Source organism: Marinobacterium sp. BA1 (assembly GCF_041155135.1).
GTDB classification, from domain to species: domain Bacteria; phylum Pseudomonadota; class Gammaproteobacteria; order Pseudomonadales; family Balneatricaceae; genus Marinobacterium; species Marinobacterium iners.
In genome coordinates this window covers 2734514-2753636 of the sequence record NZ_BAAFHC010000001.1, presented here as the reverse complement: position 1 = coordinate 2753636, position 19123 = coordinate 2734514, and the positions used below count along the sequence as shown (strand labels likewise).

Genomic DNA, 19123 nt, shown 5'->3' with positions numbered 1-19123 from the left:
GATGAAGTCTTGGCTTATTCGGCCGCATCCTCATCATCAAATACACCAAAGGTCATGCGACTGAACAGCGAGCGCTTGTTGGCTTGCTCTTCAGCGTCTGCACGATCCTGCGCTTCGGCCCGCAGGCGATCAGCGGCCGGAGTGGGGCGGGCCGGTTCAGCCGGCTCGGCACCACCAAATAGACCAAAACTGGCGGCTTGCATCAGGGTCGCACTGTCTTGCTTGAACGGACGTATCTGATACTCCGGGTAGTTCAGCTGCAGCACTTCCAATGCATTTTTGGCCAGGTCATGCATGTTCAGCTCGGTATAGGCCTCGGCCATGATCGCCAGCGCATCGGGAACGGCTGGAGTTTCCTGCAGGTTCTCGACCACATAACGACCACGGTTGGCTGCGGCCACCCAAGCCTGACGGCGCATGTAGTAGGACGCTACATGGATCTCGTGGGTAGCCAGACGGTTTTTCAGGTACTGCATGCGCTTTTGCGCATCCGGTGCATACTCGCTCTGCGGGTAGCGGTTGAGCAGGGTCGAGAAGCTCTCGAAAGACTCAAGTGCGGCACCGGGATCGCGCTGGCTCACATCGATTGGCAGATATTTTTCGAAGAAGGAGCGGTCTTCCTCGAACGCGGTCAGGCCCTTGAGGTAGTAGGCGTAGTCGATGTTATCGTGGTTCGGGTGCAGACGAATGAAGCGGTCGGCAGCGGCACGGGCCGATTCGGGTTCGTAATTGCGGAAGTAGGCGTAGATCAACTCCAGCTGAGCCTGCTCCGAGTAACGGCCAAACGGATAGCGGGCTTCCAGCAGCTGCAGCTTTTCAACCGCCAGGCCGTAGTTGTCGGCTTCCAGAGCGCTGAGTGCCTCGTCATAGAGCTGCTGCTCCGGTACATCCGGTGCCACCTTGTCGCCTCCAAACCATGAGCAGGCGGAGAGCAGGCTGAAAAGCGCCAGAGTAGCCAAGATTTTCAAGGGTCGCATGATCGATCATTCCTGATGCTGGGAGCCGAATTCGGCGTGACTGGCCGGATTCGGTTATACTGGCCAGATAGTATCCGGCCTATTTAAACATAACCGGAGCCCATGCCAAAACATCCGCCGATTAAGAATCATATTGATGTCAGAACAGTTAGAGTTAGAAACACAGGTACCGACCGAAATGTTCGGAATGCGACTGGATCAGGCGGTCGCGCAGCTGTTCCCGGATTATTCCCGTTCCCGCCTGCAGGGCTGGATCAAGGAGGGAACTCTAACCGTTGACGGCAAGGTGCTCCGGCCCCGTGACAAGCTTAATGGTGGCGAACGGATCGAGGTCAAAACCGAGCTGCAGCGCATCGAGCATCACGAGGCACAGGTGATCCCCCTCGACATCATCTACGAAGATGAATCGATCATGGTGATCAATAAGCCTTCAGGGCTGGTCGTCCATCCCGGCGCCGGTCATGCCAGTGGTACGCTGATGAATGCCCTGCTGCACCACTGCCCGGATATTGCTCAGGTACCGCGTGCCGGCATCGTGCACCGGCTGGATAAGGAAACCACAGGCCTCATGGTCGTGGCCAAGACAATTGCTGCCCAGACCGATATCGTGGTCCAGCTGCAGGAACGCAGCATGGGACGGGAATACGAAGCGGTTGTAAATGGTGTCATGACAGGTGGGGGCTGCGTCGAGGAGCCAATGGGACGCCATTCCAAAAATCGCCAGAAGATGGCGGTTGTAGGGGTTGGGAAGGAAGCGATCACTCACTATCGAGTGCTGGAAAAGTTTCGTGCGCACACGCACATCCGTCTCAAGCTGGAAACCGGGCGCACCCACCAGATCCGTGTCCACATGGCCCATATCAATTACCCACTGGTGGGTGATCCGCTTTACGGTGGCCGCTTTCGCATGCCCAAGGGAGCCAGTGGCGCCATGCAGCGTGCCTTGAAAGCGTTCCATCGTCAGGCGCTGCATGCCAAAAAACTGGAGTTGTATCATCCGACCAGTGGCGAGCTGATGTCCTGGGAAATTGATCTGCCCGAAGACATGCAGCATCTTTTGACCGTTTTGAAACGGGATGCACAGGAATACGACTACGAACTATGAAACTGATCCGGCCGGACTGGTCCCTTTCTGATGGTATTGGTGCATGTGTCACCACCCGTATTGGCGGGGTGAGCCAGTCGCCATGGGCATCGCTGAATCTGGGTGACCATGTGGGTGATCAGCCGGAGGCCGTGGCCGCCAACCGTTGGCAGTTGCAGCAGGCGCTCGGTAGCATCAAGCCTCAATGGCTGTCGCAGGTACACGGCATCGAAGTGGTCGAGGCTCAGGCCGATGGCCGTGTCCGCGAGGCCGATGCCTGTTGGAGTTCGACCCCCGGCGTGGCGTGTGCAGTGCTGACGGCAGATTGCCTGCCGGTGCTGTTTGCCGATCCGGCCGGCCAGCGAGTTGCTGCTGCCCATGCCGGTTGGCGCGGGCTGTTGAACGGTGTACTGGAAGCCACCCTGGACTGTTTTGAAACACCCGAGCGGGTGCAGGTCTGGCTGGGGCCGGCGATCGGGCCATTGGCCTTTGAGGTTGGGCCTGAGGTACGGACCGCATTCTGTGAACAGATGCCAGCGGCGGAACAGGCATTCGTCCCCTCGCCACTGCACCCCAACCGCTGGTTGGCGGATCTTTATCAGCTGGCGTGGCAGCGACTGCATCGGGCCGGTGTCACCGTGATCAGTGGCGGTGAGTATTGCACCTTCACCCAGCAGGATCTGTTTTTCTCCTATCGTCGCGACGGCGTAACCGGTCGCATGGCGAGTTTGATCTGGCTAGAAACAGCGGCCGGAGGCCGCAGGGACAGCTGAATGAACCTGACTGATTTAAAAGCTCAGCAAGTTGCGCTTATCCTTGCTCTGGATGGGCCGCAGTCCTTGCGGCAGCGGCTGGCAGCATTGGGTATCCTGCGTGGCCAGCGAGTAGAGCTGCGTACCAAGTCGCTCTGGGGCGACCCGCGTGCATACCGGATCGGCAATCAGCAATTCTGTCTGCGCAACGCTGAGGCGCAACATATTTGGATACAATTGCAAGATGACTGATCGCTGCTATACGCTCGCCCTGATAGGCAACCCCAACTGTGGTAAGACCTCGTTGTTTAATCAGCTCACTGGGGCCAGTCAGCGTACCGGGAACCTGTCAGGGGTGACGGTCAGTGGTCGTATCGGGGAATGTGTGCACCAGGGGGCACGGCTGAAAATCGTCGACCTGCCGGGTATCTATTCCCTGAGTCAGAACCGCAGTGAAGAGCGAGTCGCAAGAGACTACCTGACGCAAGAGCAGCCGGATCTGGTGATCAATGTGCTGGATGCAGGCAACCTGGGTCGGCACTTGGCGTTAACCAGTCAGTTGATGGAACAGAACGTGCCGCTGCTGCTGGCGCTGAACATGCTGGACGAAGCTGAGCGCAACGGCACTCGACCGGACCTGGCCGCCATGTCCGAGATACTGGGCGTTCCGGTGCTGCCCAGCGATGGCCGACGCAAACTCTATTGTGACAAACTGTTGGACGCGGTCGTGACCCGGTTACAGCAACCGGTTGCAGTACCCCCGCTTACAATCGAATACGAACCTCATATTGATACCCTGTTGAATCGTCTGGAAACACATGGACTGCCGCGTTGGCAGAGTGTGCGCTGGCTGGAGTCCGCTGGCGACGTGGATTTTGCCTTGACCGATGAACAGCAGGCCATGCTGGATGAGGGGCAGAACAGCATCCAGGCCGAGCACGCACTCGGAGCTGCCGAACTGGTGTCCGAAGGGCGCTACGGCTGGGTTCATGGCTTGCTGCACCGCATGGGGCAGAGCCATGAAGAGTGCAATTTGGCCGATGATCGTCTGGATCGTATTGTGCTGAACCGTTGGCTGGGGCTACCGGTTCTGGTTGCACTGCTGTGGTTGATGTTCGAAACCACTTTTACCGCAGGGGCACTGCCTGCAGACTGGATCTCTCAGGGCGTGGACTGGATGACGACACAGGTGGCACAACACATGCCTGAGTCTCTGCTGCGGGAAGTGATAGTCGATGGGGTAATGGCCGGTGTCGGTGGTGTGCTGGTATTCCTGCCCAACGTGGTGCTGCTGTTCCTGTTCATGGAATTGCTTGAGCAAAGTGGCTACATGGCCCGTGCTACCTTTCTTGTCGACCGGCTGCTCAGTCGAGTGGGTTTGCATGGCAAGGCGCTGGTGCCTCTGGTGATGGGGTTTGGCTGTAACGTGCCGGCAATTATGGCGACCCGCTCCATAGAAGAACCCCGCGCCCGCCTGATCACCATTCTGATCAACCCCTTTATGAGCTGCTCGGCGCGGTTGCCGGTACTGCTGTTACTTGCCGGGGTGTTTTTTCCGGACAACGCGGGCACGGTGTTGTTTGCGGTCTACGGGCTTGGGGTCTTGATCGCGTTGGCATGTGCCGCGATCTTTGCACGGGTGCTGCCGGCGCATTATGACGAAACGTTCATCATGGAATTGCCGCCCTGGCGTATGCCTGGTGGCCGCTCACTGCTGCTGCATCTTTGGGATCGCTGCCGCGACTTTATAACCAAGGCGGGCACCGTGATTCTGATTGGTTCCATTCTGATCTGGCTGCTGCAAACCTTCCCGCGTGGTGGTGAACCGTTGCTGGAACAGTTCGGTCATGCCCTAACGCCGCTCTTTGCTCCTTTGGGGTTCACCTGGCATGAAACGGTTGCACTGCTGTCCGGTTTCCTTGCCAAAGAGGTGATCGTCGCATCGCTGGCGGTTGTCTATCAGGCCAACAGCGAGAATACCGCCCAGCTGCAGCAGGCGATAGGCCAGGTACTGCCGGCAAGCGCGGGGCTGGCCTTTATGGTCTACACCCTTCTTTACATGCCTTGTCTGGCAACACTGGCAGTGATTCGGCGTGAAACCGGGCGGTGGGCCTGGGCTGTTGTTTCACTGCTGCTTGGGCTGACACTGGCGTGGGTGTGTGCCTGGATAACCTTTCATGTAGGGCAGTGGTTGCTGTGAGCACGATGACTGTGTTCGATTGGGTCATTTTGGTCGGCCTGGTGTTACTGGTCAGCATCTGGCTGCTGCACCGTATTCGCTCCAGCCTTAAGGTCGGCTGCTGCAGCACTGATACCTCCACTTGTGCCGGTTGCAGTGGTAGTTGCGGCAAGCGTAACCAGACGAATGTCAGCCCCTCGGCTGCCAATAACAAAAAGCCCGACTGATTGCTCAGCCGGGCTTTTTATCAAAGCGCTTATGGGTTTCAGGCGCCGATCACACCACCATCTTCACGCTGTACCACCATAATGGTGGAACGCGGCTTGCTGTTGCCGCCGCCCGGGAAGTGCGACGGGGCCAGCTCTTCACCCGGGTGCTGCACACCGATGAATACCGTGCGCTGATCCGGCGAGAACGCCAGACCGGTGATCTCACAGGCGATGGGGCCAGTGGCAAAGCGGCGGATTTCGCCGGTCTGCGGATCGGCACAGAGCATCTGGTTGTTGCCCATGCCGGCAAACTCGCCCTCGTTGCTGTACTTGCCGTCGGTCTGAATCCAGAGGCGGCCGGCAGCATCAAAGCCAAGACCATCCGGGCTGTTGAACATGTTATCGGCAGTGATGTTGTCGCTGCCGGCGTAGAGGCCTTCGGCAACGGTCGGGTTGCCGGCCATGGCGAACAGGTCCCAGTCAAAGCGGCTGTCCACATGGTTGCCCTGATGCGGCCACCAGCGCACGATCTGGCCGTAGTTGTTCTTGGCCCGCGGGTTCGGACCACCCACCGGCTGGCCTTCCTTGCCGCGGTTCTTGTTGTTGGTCAGAGTGCAGAACACTGCCTTGTTGTCCGGATGAACAGCTACCCACTCCGGGCGATCCATGGTGGTGGCGCCTACTTGCGTGGCGGCTTCACGGGCAAAGATCAGCACTTCAGCCTGGTCGGCAAAGCCGTTCTCGGCGGTAAGGCCATTTTTGCCGTGAGTCAGTTCGATCCACTCGCCCTGGCCCTTGATCTCGCCGTCATTGGCGGAGAAGCGCGCCACGTACAGGGTGCCTTCTTCCAACAGGTCACGGTTGGCCTGCTGGTTGTTCGGGTTGTACTTGGCCCTGGAAACGAACTTGTACAGGTGCTCGCCGCGCTCGTCATCACCCAGATACACCACCACATGACCGGATGGGTCGATGGTGAGAGCGGCATTTTCATGCTTGAAACGGCCCAGAGCGGTGCGCTTCTTCGGTGTAGCGGTCGGGTCCATCGGATCGATCTCGACCACCCAGCCGAAGCGGTGCGGCTCGTTCGCATGCTTGGCCAGATCGAATCGCTCGTCATGGCGATACCACTGGTAGTCACGGTTGCCCGCTTTCAGGCCGTAGCGTGTATCGCGTGCCGGCAGTGCAACGTCATCCTGAGCCGAGGCGAAGTACTTGTGGAAGTTCTCTTCGCAGGTCAGGTAGGTGCCCCAGGGCGTTTCGCCGTTGGCGCAGTTGTTGAATGTGCCCAGCGGCTTGCGGCCTGAAGGATCAGCGGCGGTTTTCATCAGCGCATGGCCAGCGGCCGGGCCGGTCAGCTCCATCGGTGTGTAGGCGGTGATACGACGGTTATGGTCGGAATCGCGGTTCACCTGCCACTCGCCCTTGGCGTTGCGGCGGATCTCGAAGATGGATACGCCATGTGCCGCCTGGGACTTCTTCACCTCATCGGCGGTCAGGTCCTGCTTGCCCTGATGAGCGAACAGGTATTCCGGGTTGATGTACTCGTTATTCACTGCCAGCAATGCACGGTCTTCGTCCAGCGGGAAGAAGCTCATGCCGTCGGTATTGTCACCGAACTGACCGGCCTGCGCGGCTGCATTCTGGGTACCGGATGCGTCAAATGCCGGCGCACCCTTGAGGATGGGGTCGCCCCAGGAAATCAGCGGCTTGGCTACATAGCCTTCGGGCACCACAAAAGTATCGGCGGTGCTGGCCTGTACGGCCTTGAATCCCATCAGCTTGCTGGGTTCCGGGCGGGTTACGGCTGCAACTGCCTGTGCCAGCGGGTTGGCGGCCAGGAACAGGCCCATGGCAGCGGCTCCACCACGCAGGAAGTTGCGGCGGCTGATGCCTTTCGCCGTCATGCGGTCAAAATCGGTCTGTTCCAGTTCCGGATGATCTTCGGGATCAAAATACTCAATCTGATTCATGTCACCTGTCCTGTATTGGGTTACCGGGATGCAGGTGCATGTTGTAGCAGTGTGCTATTACAGAATTAAGAAAAGTGTACTGCTGTATAAGAAATAACTAATTTAATTGCTGTCAGATCTTGAAGCCGCCCCTGCTGGCCCCTATCTATAGGGGTAACAGAAACAGCCGAACCGTCTGACCCCCTATGTCGGACCAGCGGCACCGAGAGATCCACAGGAGACCTCATGCGACCCGACAAATTTACCTCACGACTTCAGGAAGCCCTGTCCGACGCCCAGTCACTGGCGATCGGCAAGGACCACAACATGATGGAGCCGATCCACCTGCTGGCTGCCTTTTTGCAGCAGCAGAACGGCTCGGTGGCGCCGCTTTTGCGTCAGGCCGGTGCCGACCGGATGACCCTGACCGCCAAGGTGGGCGAAGCACTGGACCGCTTGCCGGTGGTGAGCAGCCCCGATGGCGAGATCCATCTGTCCCAGAACATGGCCCGTCTGTTCAATCTGACTGACAAGCTGGCGCAGCAGCGTGGCGACCAGTACGTCGCCAGTGAACTGGTGCTGCTGGCGATGCTGGACGGCAAGAGTGATGCCGGCAAGGTATTGAAAGATTGTGGCGTGAATCGCCAGTCACTGGAAAACGCTATCAATAACATGCGTGGAGGCGACAGCGTGAACGATCCCAACGCGGAAGAGACCCGTCAGGCGCTGGACAAATACTGCATCGACCTGACCGAGCGCGCAGAGTCCGGCAAACTGGACCCGGTGATCGGTCGTGATGACGAGATTCGCCGTACCATTCAGGTGCTGCAGCGCCGCACCAAGAACAACCCGGTTCTGATCGGTGAGCCCGGTGTGGGCAAGACTGCCATCGTCGAAGGGCTGGCGCAGCGCATCGTCAACGGTGAAGTGCCCGAAGGCCTCAAGCGCAAGAAAGTGCTGTCGCTGGATATGGGATCGCTGATCGCCGGTGCCAAGTTCCGTGGCGAGTTTGAAGAGCGCCTGAAAGCGGTGCTGAACGAACTGTCGAAACAGGAAGGCCAGATCATCCTGTTCATCGACGAGCTGCATACCATGGTCGGTGCCGGCAAGGGCGAAGGTGCCATGGATGCGGGCAACATGCTCAAACCGGCGCTGGCGCGTGGCGAGCTGCACTGCGTCGGTGCCACCACCCTGGACGAGTATCGTCAGTACGTGGAAAAGGACGCCGCGCTGGAACGCCGCTTCCAGAAGGTGATCGTCGATGAGCCCTCCGAAGAGGACACCATCGCCATCCTGCGTGGCCTGAAAGAGCGCTACGAAGTGCACCACGGCGTCGATATCACCGACTCCGCGATCATTGCCTCCGCCAAGCTGAGTCAGCGTTACATCACCGACCGCCAGCTGCCGGACAAGGCGATCGACCTGATCGACGAAGCCGCCTCGCGCATCCGCATGGAGATGGACTCCAAGCCGGAAGAGATGGATCGTCTCGACCGTCGCCTGATCCAGCTGAAGATGGAACGCGAAGCGCTGAAGAAAGAGAAGGACGAAGCCTCGCGCAAGCGTCTGCAAGAGCTGGAGCACAACATCGGCAAGCTGGAGAAAGAGTACTCCGACTTCGAAGAGGTGTGGAAGGCCGAAAAAGCCAGCCTGCAGGGTTCGCAGCAGATCAAGGAGCAGCTCGACCAGGCCCGTGTCGAAATGGAACAGGCGCGTCGTGCCGGTGACCTGGCGAAGATGTCCGAGCTGCAGTATGGCCGCATCCCCGAGTTGGAAAAACAGCTGCAGGCCGCCGACAGCACCGAGCAACAGGCGGAAGAGCATAAGCTGCTGCGCAACAAGGTGACTGAAGAAGAAGTGGCCGAAGTGGTCGCCCGCTGGACCGGCATCCCGGTCAGCAAGATGCTGGAAGGCGAGCGCGAAAAGCTGCTGCGCATGGAAGATGCCCTGCACCAACGTGTGGTGGGCCAGAGCGAAGCGGTGGTGGCTGTGTCCAACGCCGTGCGTCGTTCCCGCGCCGGCCTGTCTGACCCCAACCGCCCTAACGGCTCCTTCCTGTTCCTCGGCCCGACCGGTGTCGGCAAGACCGAACTGTGCAAGGCGCTGGCCAGCTTCCTGTTCGATACTGAAGACGCTATGGTGCGCATCGACATGTCCGAGTTCATGGAGAAGCACTCCGTGGCGCGTCTGATCGGTGCGCCTCCGGGCTATGTCGGTTACGAAGAGGGCGGCTACCTGACCGAAGCGGTGCGCCGCAAACCGTATTCGGTACTGCTGCTGGACGAGGTGGAGAAGGCGCACCCGGATGTATTCAACATCCTGCTGCAGGTGCTGGAAGACGGCCGCCTGACCGATGGCCAGGGCCGTACCGTGGACTTCCGCAACACCATCGTGGTGATGACCTCTAACCTGGGGTCTGACCTGATCCAGAACTACAGCGATGACGACGACTACAACCTGATGAAACAGGCGGTGATGGAGTCTGTGGGTACTCACTTCCGTCCCGAAGTGATCAACCGCATCGACGAGGTGGTGGTATTCCATAGCCTGCGCAAGGAACAGGTGGCCGGCATTGCCGAGATCCAGCTGGACCGCCTGCGCAAGCGCCTGGCCGAGCGCGAGCTGAGCATCACCTTCACCAGCACCGCCATGGACAAGCTGGTGGATGTGGGCTTCGAGCCGATCTACGGCGCTCGTCCGCTGAAGCGGGCGATCCAGCAGTGGATCGAAAATCCGCTGGCGCAGAGACTGCTGGCCGGCGAGTACGAACCCGGTCGCAAGATCGCGGTGGATGTAGAGGCCGGAGAGTTTACCTTCAGGTAATCTCTGGTTGTCACATCATGTTGAGAGCAAAAGCCTGCCGAGCGATCGGTGGGCTTTTTTACTTTGGTTGGGTGGTCAGTTCAGACTGTGCTGGCTATAGTGTTGTTAATGGATGACAGGGAGTACCGTGCAGATCAGCGCAGCACGGCGGCGTTCAGCACGTAATGAAGGAGTATCAGGTATGACCAAACCTCACCATATTTTTCCTCTGATCCCTTCTCGGCTGCCGTTGATGGTGCTCTCTACTGAGTGGCCCTCTGCCGAGCAGGTATACCTTTTTGTCAATTCCAATAAAAATAAATCCTTATCTATCAGTTGGTTATGTGATGGGTGAAGGAATTAAAAGGTATGCCTGCTAATAATTATTATGAGGTTTACCTCATAAATAGGCTGTTACATGTCCAATCAAACTGTGGAGTAAATATGGCAAAACAAGACAAAAGGTCTGTAGGTAGCATCCAGTTATCCATTGCACTAGTGATTGGATTATTGCTTGGGATGGTCACTTTCTATCTGCTCAAAGGAGTAGGTGACTATTCTAGTTTATTAGCTGCGGTGATTGGCGCATCAATTGCTTTACTTGTACCTATTTGGCAAACATATGTTGTTCAAAGGTCGAAGCTTGCGCTTGAAGTGAATGGAATAAGCCGCAAGGTATCGGATAAAGCTAAAGTTTCATTGGATGAACATTCCGAACTTTCATATTTGAGAAAAATGAAGGAAGAGGATAATCCTAGATTTATTTTACTGGGTGGTGAGCCTAAACGAGCACCCCAAGATCGGTCTGTAACTCTTGATGAGCTAGAAGAATTGCTTCAAAGGGCTAAGCAAGAGTTAAAAGATTTTCCTGAAAAAATAGCGGATAGAAAAACTGATCTTGAAAAAGTTAATGCATTTACCCCGGAGACCTTTTCAAAACACGAGTGCAATAAACTTAATAGACCGCTACGCCCAGAAATTGATTTTAATGCTGAAGACGTTTCAGCAACATTAACTGAATTTAAAAGGCACTTTGAGGAAAAGCTTTCTAGTGTAAAAGAAAAATACGATGAGCTTCAATCATCTATTCCTGAAATAGAGCGAAAAGTAAATCTAATTAAAGAAGATTTGATAGCAAATAAATCATATTTTGAGATTTCAGTGACTCTTATTAATTCAGGCCGGTTGAATACTTCAGTTAAAAGACCTGCTTTGTTCCGAGTGTATATTGGTAGAGAAAACTACATCGACTTGAAGCTAACTCTTAGTGACTTTGAATCAAAGTCTGAGATAGCGCCCAATTCCACAGTGGTTGGAACTTTCTCATCCTCTGACATTTCCCAGCTTCCAGAGGAAGATAGAAAGCTTATTAATACTTATTGGGGGCAGAGTGTTCAATGCAAACTATTTGTCGAGGACGTACAAGGTGAAGCAACAGCATCTAATTCGATAGCGTTTTCAGAAGGGCTATATCAAAAGATCATATTTGATCGCTTAGCTGTTGTTGCCACCAATCAAAACATGTAACAAATGCGTCAATTGGGACTGGTTTTCCGCTGTCGCTGCAAACCAGCCCATTACGCAGGCGTTATATTTAGGGGAAAGCTCGTGGGAATTTCTAATCCAGAAATCAAAAAACTATATGGCCTCGCAGCTGGAAGATGTAGCATTTGCAAACTCAATGTTTTCGACAATGAAGTTCATATTGGCGAGATGGCACATATCATAGCTAAAAGTTCTGGCGGTGCACGAGGCAATGAAGAAATAGTCAGAAATCGTAATTCGTATGAAAACTTAATCCTACTTTGCGCAAATCATCACACTGAAGTTGATCAAAATCCAAGTTACTACACCGTCGAACGTCTTCACAAAATTAAATCAGAGCATGAAAGCACGGTAGCATCTCATTTCGAGTCACCAAATGAGAGGGTAGGTGACATAAGTTTTCTCAAACTATTCATGCGTTTTGTTCCGTTCACCCAGCTTCGCTATTTTACCGAGCATTTGCCAGTCTCAGTAAATTTAAAACTATGTACAGTAGGGGATATGTTTGAAGCAGGTCTTGTTGATAACCCCCACTTATACCCACTAAATGATACAAACCTTCAGGCTCATTTTCATTTATTCATTGAGGGCTATTATGAACTTTGGAATATTATATCTGGATTCACTAATGTAGATGGTCGTCAGCAGGCCAATTTTAGCCAGGCTGATGATCGAGGGTACCTGCACATGGAAAGAAGATACCTGCCGTACGAAAAAGTAAAAAAGCTAAATGAGTCTCTGGATATAAAAAAATCCAACTTTATAAGCGCATATTCGGCGCTCATCGACTTTATTCGAAGAAACTACAAAGAAGTAGACTTGGGCTCCTATGAGCCATACAAAATATAACAAGGCCAAGCACGGCGACAGCTTTTTCGTTGCGGCTTTGCCTCCACTACAAAGCTGCGCGTGTTGGCGGCGTTAGCCAAAAATAAAAAGGAGGGAACAAACTTATGGAAGGCCATGATCTGAGACTCTATGCAAAGGGTGCAGCGTTCGAGGATGGAATATATGATCTCAGATCAATGGAGCTCCTAATCTCTAGCTACCGCTCAATCACTGACAGATTGATAGCCGTACAGCTCGGCCGCCGACAGCTCACTCCAGCAATCAAAAGCCAAATTGACTACCAAACCAGAATAAAATCTGGCTCGATTGAATTTCTCATAGATTTAGTTTTCACGCACAAAGAAATAATCGGAGCCTTGGCTGCAGATGGCGGTTACCAACTTGCAGGCAGTATTACCAAACTGTTTGGGGAAGCGATTACCCTTCGGAGGCAGGTCGCTGAGTTAATAGATAAAGGCTTGCCAATTAATATCACCATTAACAATAACGTCAATATTGGTTCCGGGAATATTATCGCCAATGCAGAAAATGGAGACATCAGAATCAACGACCCCAAAATTCTTTGGGCGGCTCAAGTTACCAAATATCCAGCGGATAGACTAGTTTCCGGAATCGATGGAAAGAAAATAGAGTATGCGCAGTTTTCCGCTAGAGACGGTGAAATGCGCCTGTCTCCAGATGATCGAGCTATTTTAGGGCAAAATAAGGAAGAGCTCGCTGCCACAATCCGAGTTACTGGCAGATTGGATATGGTCGCCTTCTCCGCACATCGAGGCACAATCGTTTCTGGCGGTGAGAAATTTCCGGTAACTTGGGATGACGGTATTAGAACAAAAATGCAAAAAATCGTGGATGTGGAGGGCGTAAACTTTACGGTGCGCCCCATCATTGATCATAAGCGAATGCATGGTGAAGCAATCGCATACCATGTCTTAGACTGTTTCGTTCCGCAGCGGGATTTAGGTTTTTAGTGGCTAACCAAGGGCTGCAGCGGACCGCTTTTCCGGCGCGGTGCGCCTCCAAATCGGCCGTTGAGCCCAGGCGTTATGTGTAGTAGCCCCCATTTAAACCGGACACCTTTGTAGAAGCAAAGGCCTAGGCATAGACCTAGTGCAAAGGAGTGTCCAAGGTGGAGAGAATCGAAGTCATAACCGGAGTGCAACGCCGTCGCCGCTATTCCGCGCAGGAGAAAGCATTCATGGTTGCAGAGTGTGAGCAGCCAGGCATGTCGGTGTCGCTTGTGGCCCGGCGTCATGGTATATCAGCTAGTCTGTTATTCCGTTGGAAGAAGCTGATGAAAGACGGTGGCATGTCCGCGATTGAATCCGGTGATGAGGTTGTCAGTGCATCCGAGTTGAAAGCTCTGAACAAGAAGGTTCGGGAGCTGGAGCGGATGTTGGGTCGCAAGACGATGGAAGCTGAAATACTCCGGGAAGCCCTGGAGGTGGCCCAGTCAAAAAAGTTGATCTCGCGCATGCCGTTGCTGCCACCGGACGATACCCTCTGAAGCGGGTTGCGGAAGTGCTGAAGGTATCGCGCTCCAATCTTCTGGATCGTCTTCATGGTCGCCAGAAAGGCCGAAGCCCGAGATACAACAAACAGGACGATGACCGGCATTTGCCGTTTATCCGTGAGCTGTGCGATGCTCGTGCTGCCAATGGCTATCGAAGGATCACGGCTCGACTGAATCGATTGCTCGCAGCCAACGATGAGCGAGTGAACCATAAGCGCGTGTACCGACTGATGAAGCAGGATGGGTTGCTGTTACCCCGGTATACGGGGCGACCTCAAGAGCGCTGCCACAACGGCCAGGTCATTACGTTGAAGCCTGACCTTCGCTGGTGCTCGGATGGCTTTGAGATCCGCTGCTGGAACAAGGAGGTCGTTCGTGTGGCCTTTAGCCTGGACTGCTGTGATCGCGAGCTGATGCGCTATGTAGCGACCACGGGTGGCATCACCGGTGAGATGGTTCAGGACTTACTGCTGGAAAGCCTGGAATACCGGTTCGGCCAGTCAGAGCGAGTGCCTCATCCGTTGGAATGGCTGACGGATAATGGCAGCTGCTACATTGCCAAGGAAACACGATCCTTCGCGTCTTCTTTAGGCTTTGTGGTGTGTACCACGCCCGTGAGAAGCCCTCAGAGCAACGGCATGGCTGAGGCCTTCGTAAAGACATTCAAGCGGGACTATGTGTACCTGAACGATCTTCCTGATGCTGCGACTGTTATGACCAGGTTGCCAGAATGGATCGAGGACTATAATCGCAGCCACCCACATAAGGGGCTGAAAATGAAATCGCCCTGGGAGTACCGGGCGGAACTGGCATCAAACGAATGAGGTGGTGTCCGGTTTAGCGGGGGCAACTACATTATGTTCACAGAGTGAGCATCGAGCATCATAAAAGGAGATAGCATGAGCACGCATACGTCAAATCAGAAAATTACTACTGCTAAGATTCGGGAAATGAAAGGGAAAGGCAGCATTGTCTCTTTGACGGCTTACACCAAGCCAATGGCGGGCTTTATGGATCCGTATGTAGATCTCATCATTGTTGGTGATTCAACGGGTATGGTTGCATACGGGTTTGATTCTACCTTACCTGTAACACTGGATATGATGATTGCCCACGGTGCAGCAGTTGTTCGTGGTACCGAGCGGGCTTGTGTTGTCATTGACATGCCCTTTGGCTCATATCAAGAAAGTAAAGAGCTGGCGTATCGCAATGCAGCACGCATATTGACGGAAACCGGTGCTCAGGCAGTGAAAGTCGAGGGAGGCTTGGAGCTTGTTGAAACGGTGGAGTTCCTGATCAGTCGGGGAATTCCTGTCATGCCCCACATAGGCCTTCGTCCGCAGCATGCAAATGCTCTTGGAGGCTTCAAGGCTCAGGGGCGAGATGACGATGCTGTTGCGTTGTTGGTTAAAGAGGCACAGGCCTTTGAATCAGCAGGTGCGTTCTCGGTATTGATTGAAGGTGTTTTTGAGAAAGCAGCAAGGAAGGTTACTGAAACCATTGCCATCCCCACCATCGGCATTGGCGCTTCTCCTGAGTGTGATGGACAAGTATTAGTGACTGAGGACATCCTTGGTTTGTTCTCAGATTACACCCCGAAATTCGCCAAAAAATATGTAGACCTCAGTGCCCAGATCAAAGAGGTATTTGCAGAGTTCGAAAAAGAGGTAAGAGCTGGAACTTTCCCTTCAGATGAGCATTGTTTTGGCCTAAAAAAGTGACATAACAAATGGCTGTTGCCGGACGTTGTAGTTCCCCCGGTTCAGTGGACACCTCGATCTAATTCAGACGAGGTGAGATATGCCAGCGTACAAGAACCCAAAAAAGACGCGACAGTACACGAACGAGTTCAAGGCCAAAGCTGTTAAGCTGACGCATCTGAGTGGGGCGAGCGTGAAGGGCGTTGCGGAAGCGCTGGATATCCATCCCTTCATGTTGTCCCGCTGGCGCAAGGAGTACCGGGAAGGCAAGATCGTGGCTGATAAACGTAAAATGGTGTCTAAGAAGCCAAAGGCTTTGAGTGAGAACGAACGGATACGAAAACTTGAGAAGCAAGTTGCTGACTTGAAGGAGGAAAATGACCTGCTAAAAAAGTGGCAACGGTTTCTCGCGGAGGAACGGAAGAAAGGTTCTGGTTCGTAGTTGAGCATCGCGAGCAGTTCGGTGTGTGCCGCTTGTGCAGGTTTCTGAAAGTATCAGCCAGTGGCTTCTATGCCTGGTTGAAACGCAAAGTGAGCCGGCGTCAGCAAAGCGATACTTTGCTGACCGAACGCATCATTCGGATTTTTGAGGCAAGTCGAGAAACTTACGGCAGTCCAAGAGTACATCAGGCCCTAAAGCGACAAGGAGTCCATGTGGGTAAAAAACGAGTCGAACGGTTGATGAGGGAAGCGGGTTTGAAGGCCCGTGTTAGCCGTGTTTACCGCAAACTTGCCGGGTTACACCGTTTCTACCAACGTGCGCCGAACTTGCGTAAAGATCTGCCTAAACCAGCTGCACCCAACCAGCATTGGGCCGCTGACCTCACCTATATCCGTGTTGGTAAACGCTGGCTGTATCTGGCTGCGGTAATCGACCTGTATTCCCGTCGTATTGTGGGTTGGTCTTTGGGTAAGCAGAAGACGGTATCACTGACGAAGGCCTCATTACAGATGGCGCTGCGTAACCGACGACCTGATCCTGGTCTGATTTTTCATACGGATCGTGGGGTTGAATACCGTGCCCACGAGATCCAGTCGCTTCTAAAGCAACACGGAGTTCTAGCCAGTGCCAACCGTCCAGGTATGTGTACAGACAATGCGGAAGTGGAGTCGTTCTTTCATACCTTGAAAGGTGAGCTGATAAAGGAAAATGTCTTTTATGGCGAAATGCATCTGAGAGATAAGCTGGTCGGATACATCCAGCACTTTTATAATCGAGTTCGACTGCACTCAAGCTTAAATTACCTGAGTCCGGTCGAATATGAAGCAATGACGGTATGAGCCGCGTAGGTGTCCGATTTATCGGGGGAAGATCATTCACAACGCATGGCATTTTTTTCTTCTACTTCAAATTTAGCGTTTATGGCACAATGCTTTAGGTTTGGGGGGCGTTGTTCACCCCTTAATTGGGCGTTAAATTTTGAGAGCACTGTAGATGCTGCATAAGTATTTTGAAGATATAAGCTCTGAGCTTGAGAGAAAATCTCAATCTGTTAGAGAGTATTTTAAAACACACAAACCTTCTGCAGGTGCTAACCGAGAAGGAATGGTCGCTTCATTTCTAGAAAACTATCTTCCTGATAAGTATGCAATCAGCTCGGGGCTTATCCTTTCAAAAGGCGGTGAATTTTCTAATCAAGCTGATATTATCGTGGCGGATAAAATGTCGAATTCGCCATTGTTTGGAGAGGATAACGAAAAAATTTGGCTAGTCGAGGCAGTGTATTCTTTAATTGAGATAAAAACACAGCTTACCCCTTCGACGCTGCGTGATTCCTTGGAAAAATGTCGACGGTTTAAATCGTTGCCTAGAGAGTATGCGTCAGATTTTGGACGGCAAAATATTAAAGAATCTCTTTTTGTTCTGTGGGCGTTTGAAGGCCCAAGTCCAGAGAAAATAAAAGAAAACGTGGCCCAAGAACTAGCCAAAATCCCTCGTAACGAACAGCCAGATTTTATAATCGTCCCGGGCTCTACCATGGTTAGGGCGGGGCATTACTATGAGCTTAGTAAGCTCGGGCAAGAAAACAGCCAGCATAGAGCGAAAATTTTAGCTAGATTTGCTGGTGATACTGATTTGGCTCTTGGCTCTGGCTTCGAAGTTAATGAACTGAAGGGCAATGCCCTTCTTGCTTGGCTAGTCTGGTTTTCATCATGGCTACATGCTGCCGGCGAGCGAAGAGCTGCTTTAGATAATTACGTACCTCAAGACTTAATTTGGGGTCGCGTAGTTTAAAATGTAACAAGCGCATGTTGTCGGACTAGTTTTTCGCTGCGCTTCAAACCAGCTAAAAATGCGAGAGTTAGAAGGTGAAAATGAAAGATCATCCTCCTTTAGAAGAACTCTTATACGAGGAAGAGGGAACGACTCTCGATTTCAAGCGAGAGCAGTACGTTTTCGTCTCTGGGAACGATTACCAAAAGAGTGAATTACTAAAAGATATATTGGCATTTGCAAACGCTTGGCGCAGAAGTGATGCATATATTCTTATTGGTGTCGAGGAGGTAAAAGGAGGCAGAAGTAAGCCGTTAGGAATCGAAATCGAATTGGACGATGCGCAACTGCAACAGTTTGTAAATGGCAAGACTCAAAAACCGATTGATTTTAATTACAGGACACTTCTCATCGATGGCCTGAAAATCGGAGTTTTTACTATTCCACTCCAGTCTCGTCCATATTATCTTGAAAAAGACTACGGAAAGCTAAAGAGGCATGTTGTATATATACGCCGAGGAAGCAGCACAGACGAAGCAAGCCCCGACGAAATTCACAATATGGGTAAGGCCGAAGTTCAGGATACCCAAGAGAGTCCAAAGATTGAATTTGCGTTTGCAAACCTAAGAGAAAGAACAAGCCTTGGTGCGTCAATGCCTATTGAGGCCATTGTGTTGGATATTCCACCATTAAAGAGCATCCCTGACTATCGAGAGGAAGAGTCTTACGGGTCTTTCGGAATGCAACTTTCGAGCATTAACCTAAATCACGCTAGGACAGACTACTACAGGGATCTCGTGAAGTATTATTATGTTCTAAAGAAGTCTGAAAAGCTGTCCTTTTGCCTTGTAAATAATTCTACTTTTACCGTTTCGGACATTAGAGTAGAAATAATAGTTAAAAAGCAAGTAAATAATTTTACTTTCTTCGAAGAAGATGTTTTCCCTGAATTTCCTAGGTCGCACTATGACGTGTTGGCCAATATGCGCCCAATATCCGAGCAATTGGCAAGGAGTTCAAGGCCTTCTATTGAAATACAGGATTTGGGCGACAAATTTAGAATTGAGGTTCCATTTGAGAAGGCGCAACCGAGACAGACCGTATTCTCTGATGAATGGATCTTCATTGCTTCAAATGATAGTTACGAATTTACTGCCAATGTCACCATTTATGCTGATAACATTCCTTTCCCCCTGGAAACCTCGCTAAAAGTTCAGAGCGTTGTTACGCATGAGCCGGGAAGTCTAGAAGCAATCGAATCTATGCATAAAGAATTTCTTTTAACAAAATACTCAAGTTGACGTCAGCTTCGTTACGCTCAACTTCCGCAACTTAGTATGGCGTTATAT

The 19123-nt window shown here is 52.7% G+C and carries 16 protein-coding genes; 14 read left to right on the top strand and 2 right to left on the bottom strand.

The window, feature by feature from the left end:
- Positions 1-14: 14 nt before the first annotated feature.
- On the bottom strand, positions 15-977 hold the full coding sequence (locus ACAM29_RS13315; RefSeq protein ID WP_091826472.1) for an outer membrane protein assembly factor BamD: 963 nt from the start codon (positions 975-977) through the stop codon (positions 15-17).
- 136 nt (positions 978-1113) lie between these two features.
- Between ACAM29_RS13315 and rluD the strand changes: the two genes are divergently transcribed.
- From rluD to ACAM29_RS13290, 5 genes are read left to right on the top strand one after another with little or no spacing between them, the layout of a single operon-like run.
- A complete protein-coding gene (gene rluD, locus ACAM29_RS13310) occupies positions 1114-2082 on the top strand; it encodes a 23S rRNA pseudouridine(1911/1915/1917) synthase RluD (RefSeq protein WP_091826474.1) in 969 nt (322 codons plus the stop codon).
- Positions 2079-2834, top strand: coding sequence for a peptidoglycan editing factor PgeF (gene pgeF / locus ACAM29_RS13305; RefSeq protein WP_091826476.1), 756 nt, complete (start codon positions 2079-2081; stop codon positions 2832-2834). Before rluD ends, pgeF begins: the two co-directional genes overlap by 4 nt.
- Complete coding sequence (locus tag ACAM29_RS13300; protein WP_091826478.1) at positions 2835-3065, top strand: FeoA family protein; 231 nt, start codon at positions 2835-2837, stop codon at positions 3063-3065.
- Positions 3058-5013: a ferrous iron transport protein B gene (gene feoB, locus ACAM29_RS13295; protein ID WP_369624428.1), complete on the top strand. Its 1956-nt coding sequence runs from the start codon at positions 3058-3060 to the stop codon at positions 5011-5013. The genes ACAM29_RS13300 and feoB overlap by 8 nt, the downstream gene beginning before the upstream one ends.
- On the top strand, positions 5010-5219 hold the full coding sequence (locus ACAM29_RS13290; RefSeq protein WP_354411142.1) for a hypothetical protein: 210 nt from the start codon (positions 5010-5012) through the stop codon (positions 5217-5219). Before feoB ends, ACAM29_RS13290 begins: the two co-directional genes overlap by 4 nt.
- Before the next feature lie 38 nt (positions 5220-5257).
- On the opposite strand, the gene ACAM29_RS13285 is transcribed toward ACAM29_RS13290, so the two are convergent.
- Entirely contained in the window at positions 5258-7171 is a 1914-nt protein-coding gene (locus ACAM29_RS13285; RefSeq protein WP_369624427.1) for a PhoX family phosphatase, read from the bottom strand.
- 225 nt (positions 7172-7396) lie between these two features.
- On the opposite strand from ACAM29_RS13285, the gene clpB reads away from it, so the two are divergent.
- The 9 genes from clpB (at position 7397) to ACAM29_RS13240 (ending at position 19075) form a co-directional block, all read left to right on the top strand.
- A complete protein-coding gene (gene clpB / locus ACAM29_RS13280) occupies positions 7397-9973 on the top strand; it encodes an ATP-dependent chaperone ClpB (protein ID WP_369624426.1) in 2577 nt (858 codons plus the stop codon).
- Positions 9974-10396: 423 nt separating this feature from the next.
- Positions 10397-11479, top strand: a complete 1083-nt coding sequence (locus ACAM29_RS13275; protein WP_369624425.1) for a hypothetical protein — start codon at positions 10397-10399, stop codon at positions 11477-11479.
- 81 nt (positions 11480-11560) lie between these two features.
- Positions 11561-12346 carry an HNH endonuclease gene (locus ACAM29_RS13270; protein ID WP_369624424.1) on the top strand — a complete coding sequence of 262 codons (786 nt, stop codon included), beginning with the start codon at positions 11561-11563 and terminating at the stop codon, positions 12344-12346.
- 104 nt (positions 12347-12450) lie between these two features.
- Complete coding sequence (locus ACAM29_RS13265; protein ID WP_369624423.1) at positions 12451-13317, top strand: hypothetical protein; 867 nt, start codon at positions 12451-12453, stop codon at positions 13315-13317.
- A 158-nt stretch (positions 13318-13475) separates the two neighbouring features.
- A protein-coding gene (locus tag ACAM29_RS13260; RefSeq protein WP_369624422.1) for an IS3-like element ISMaq2 family transposase occupies positions 13476-14683 on the top strand; the annotation gives its coding sequence in 2 pieces (ribosomal slippage) (positions 13476-13803 and positions 13803-14683; 1209 coding nt in all).
- Positions 14684-14758: 75 nt separating this feature from the next.
- Positions 14759-15580 (top strand): 3-methyl-2-oxobutanoate hydroxymethyltransferase, encoded by an 822-nt coding sequence (gene panB, locus ACAM29_RS13255; RefSeq protein ID WP_369624421.1) that lies wholly within the window; start codon positions 14759-14761, stop codon positions 15578-15580.
- A 79-nt stretch (positions 15581-15659) separates the two neighbouring features.
- Positions 15660-16840 (top strand): IS3 family transposase gene (locus tag ACAM29_RS13250; protein WP_369624420.1). Its coding sequence is split into 2 segments (ribosomal slippage): positions 15660-15945 and positions 15945-16840, totalling 1182 coding nucleotides; the frame shifts between segments, so codons are not numbered across the junction.
- 154 nt (positions 16841-16994) lie between these two features.
- A complete protein-coding gene (locus ACAM29_RS13245; RefSeq protein ID WP_369624419.1) occupies positions 16995-17795 on the top strand; it encodes a DUF6602 domain-containing protein in 801 nt (266 codons plus the stop codon).
- Between the two features lie 80 nt (positions 17796-17875).
- Positions 17876-19075, top strand: coding sequence for a helix-turn-helix domain-containing protein (locus tag ACAM29_RS13240; RefSeq protein WP_369625146.1), 1200 nt, complete (start codon positions 17876-17878; stop codon positions 19073-19075).
- The last annotated feature ends 48 nt before the right edge of the window (positions 19076-19123 follow it).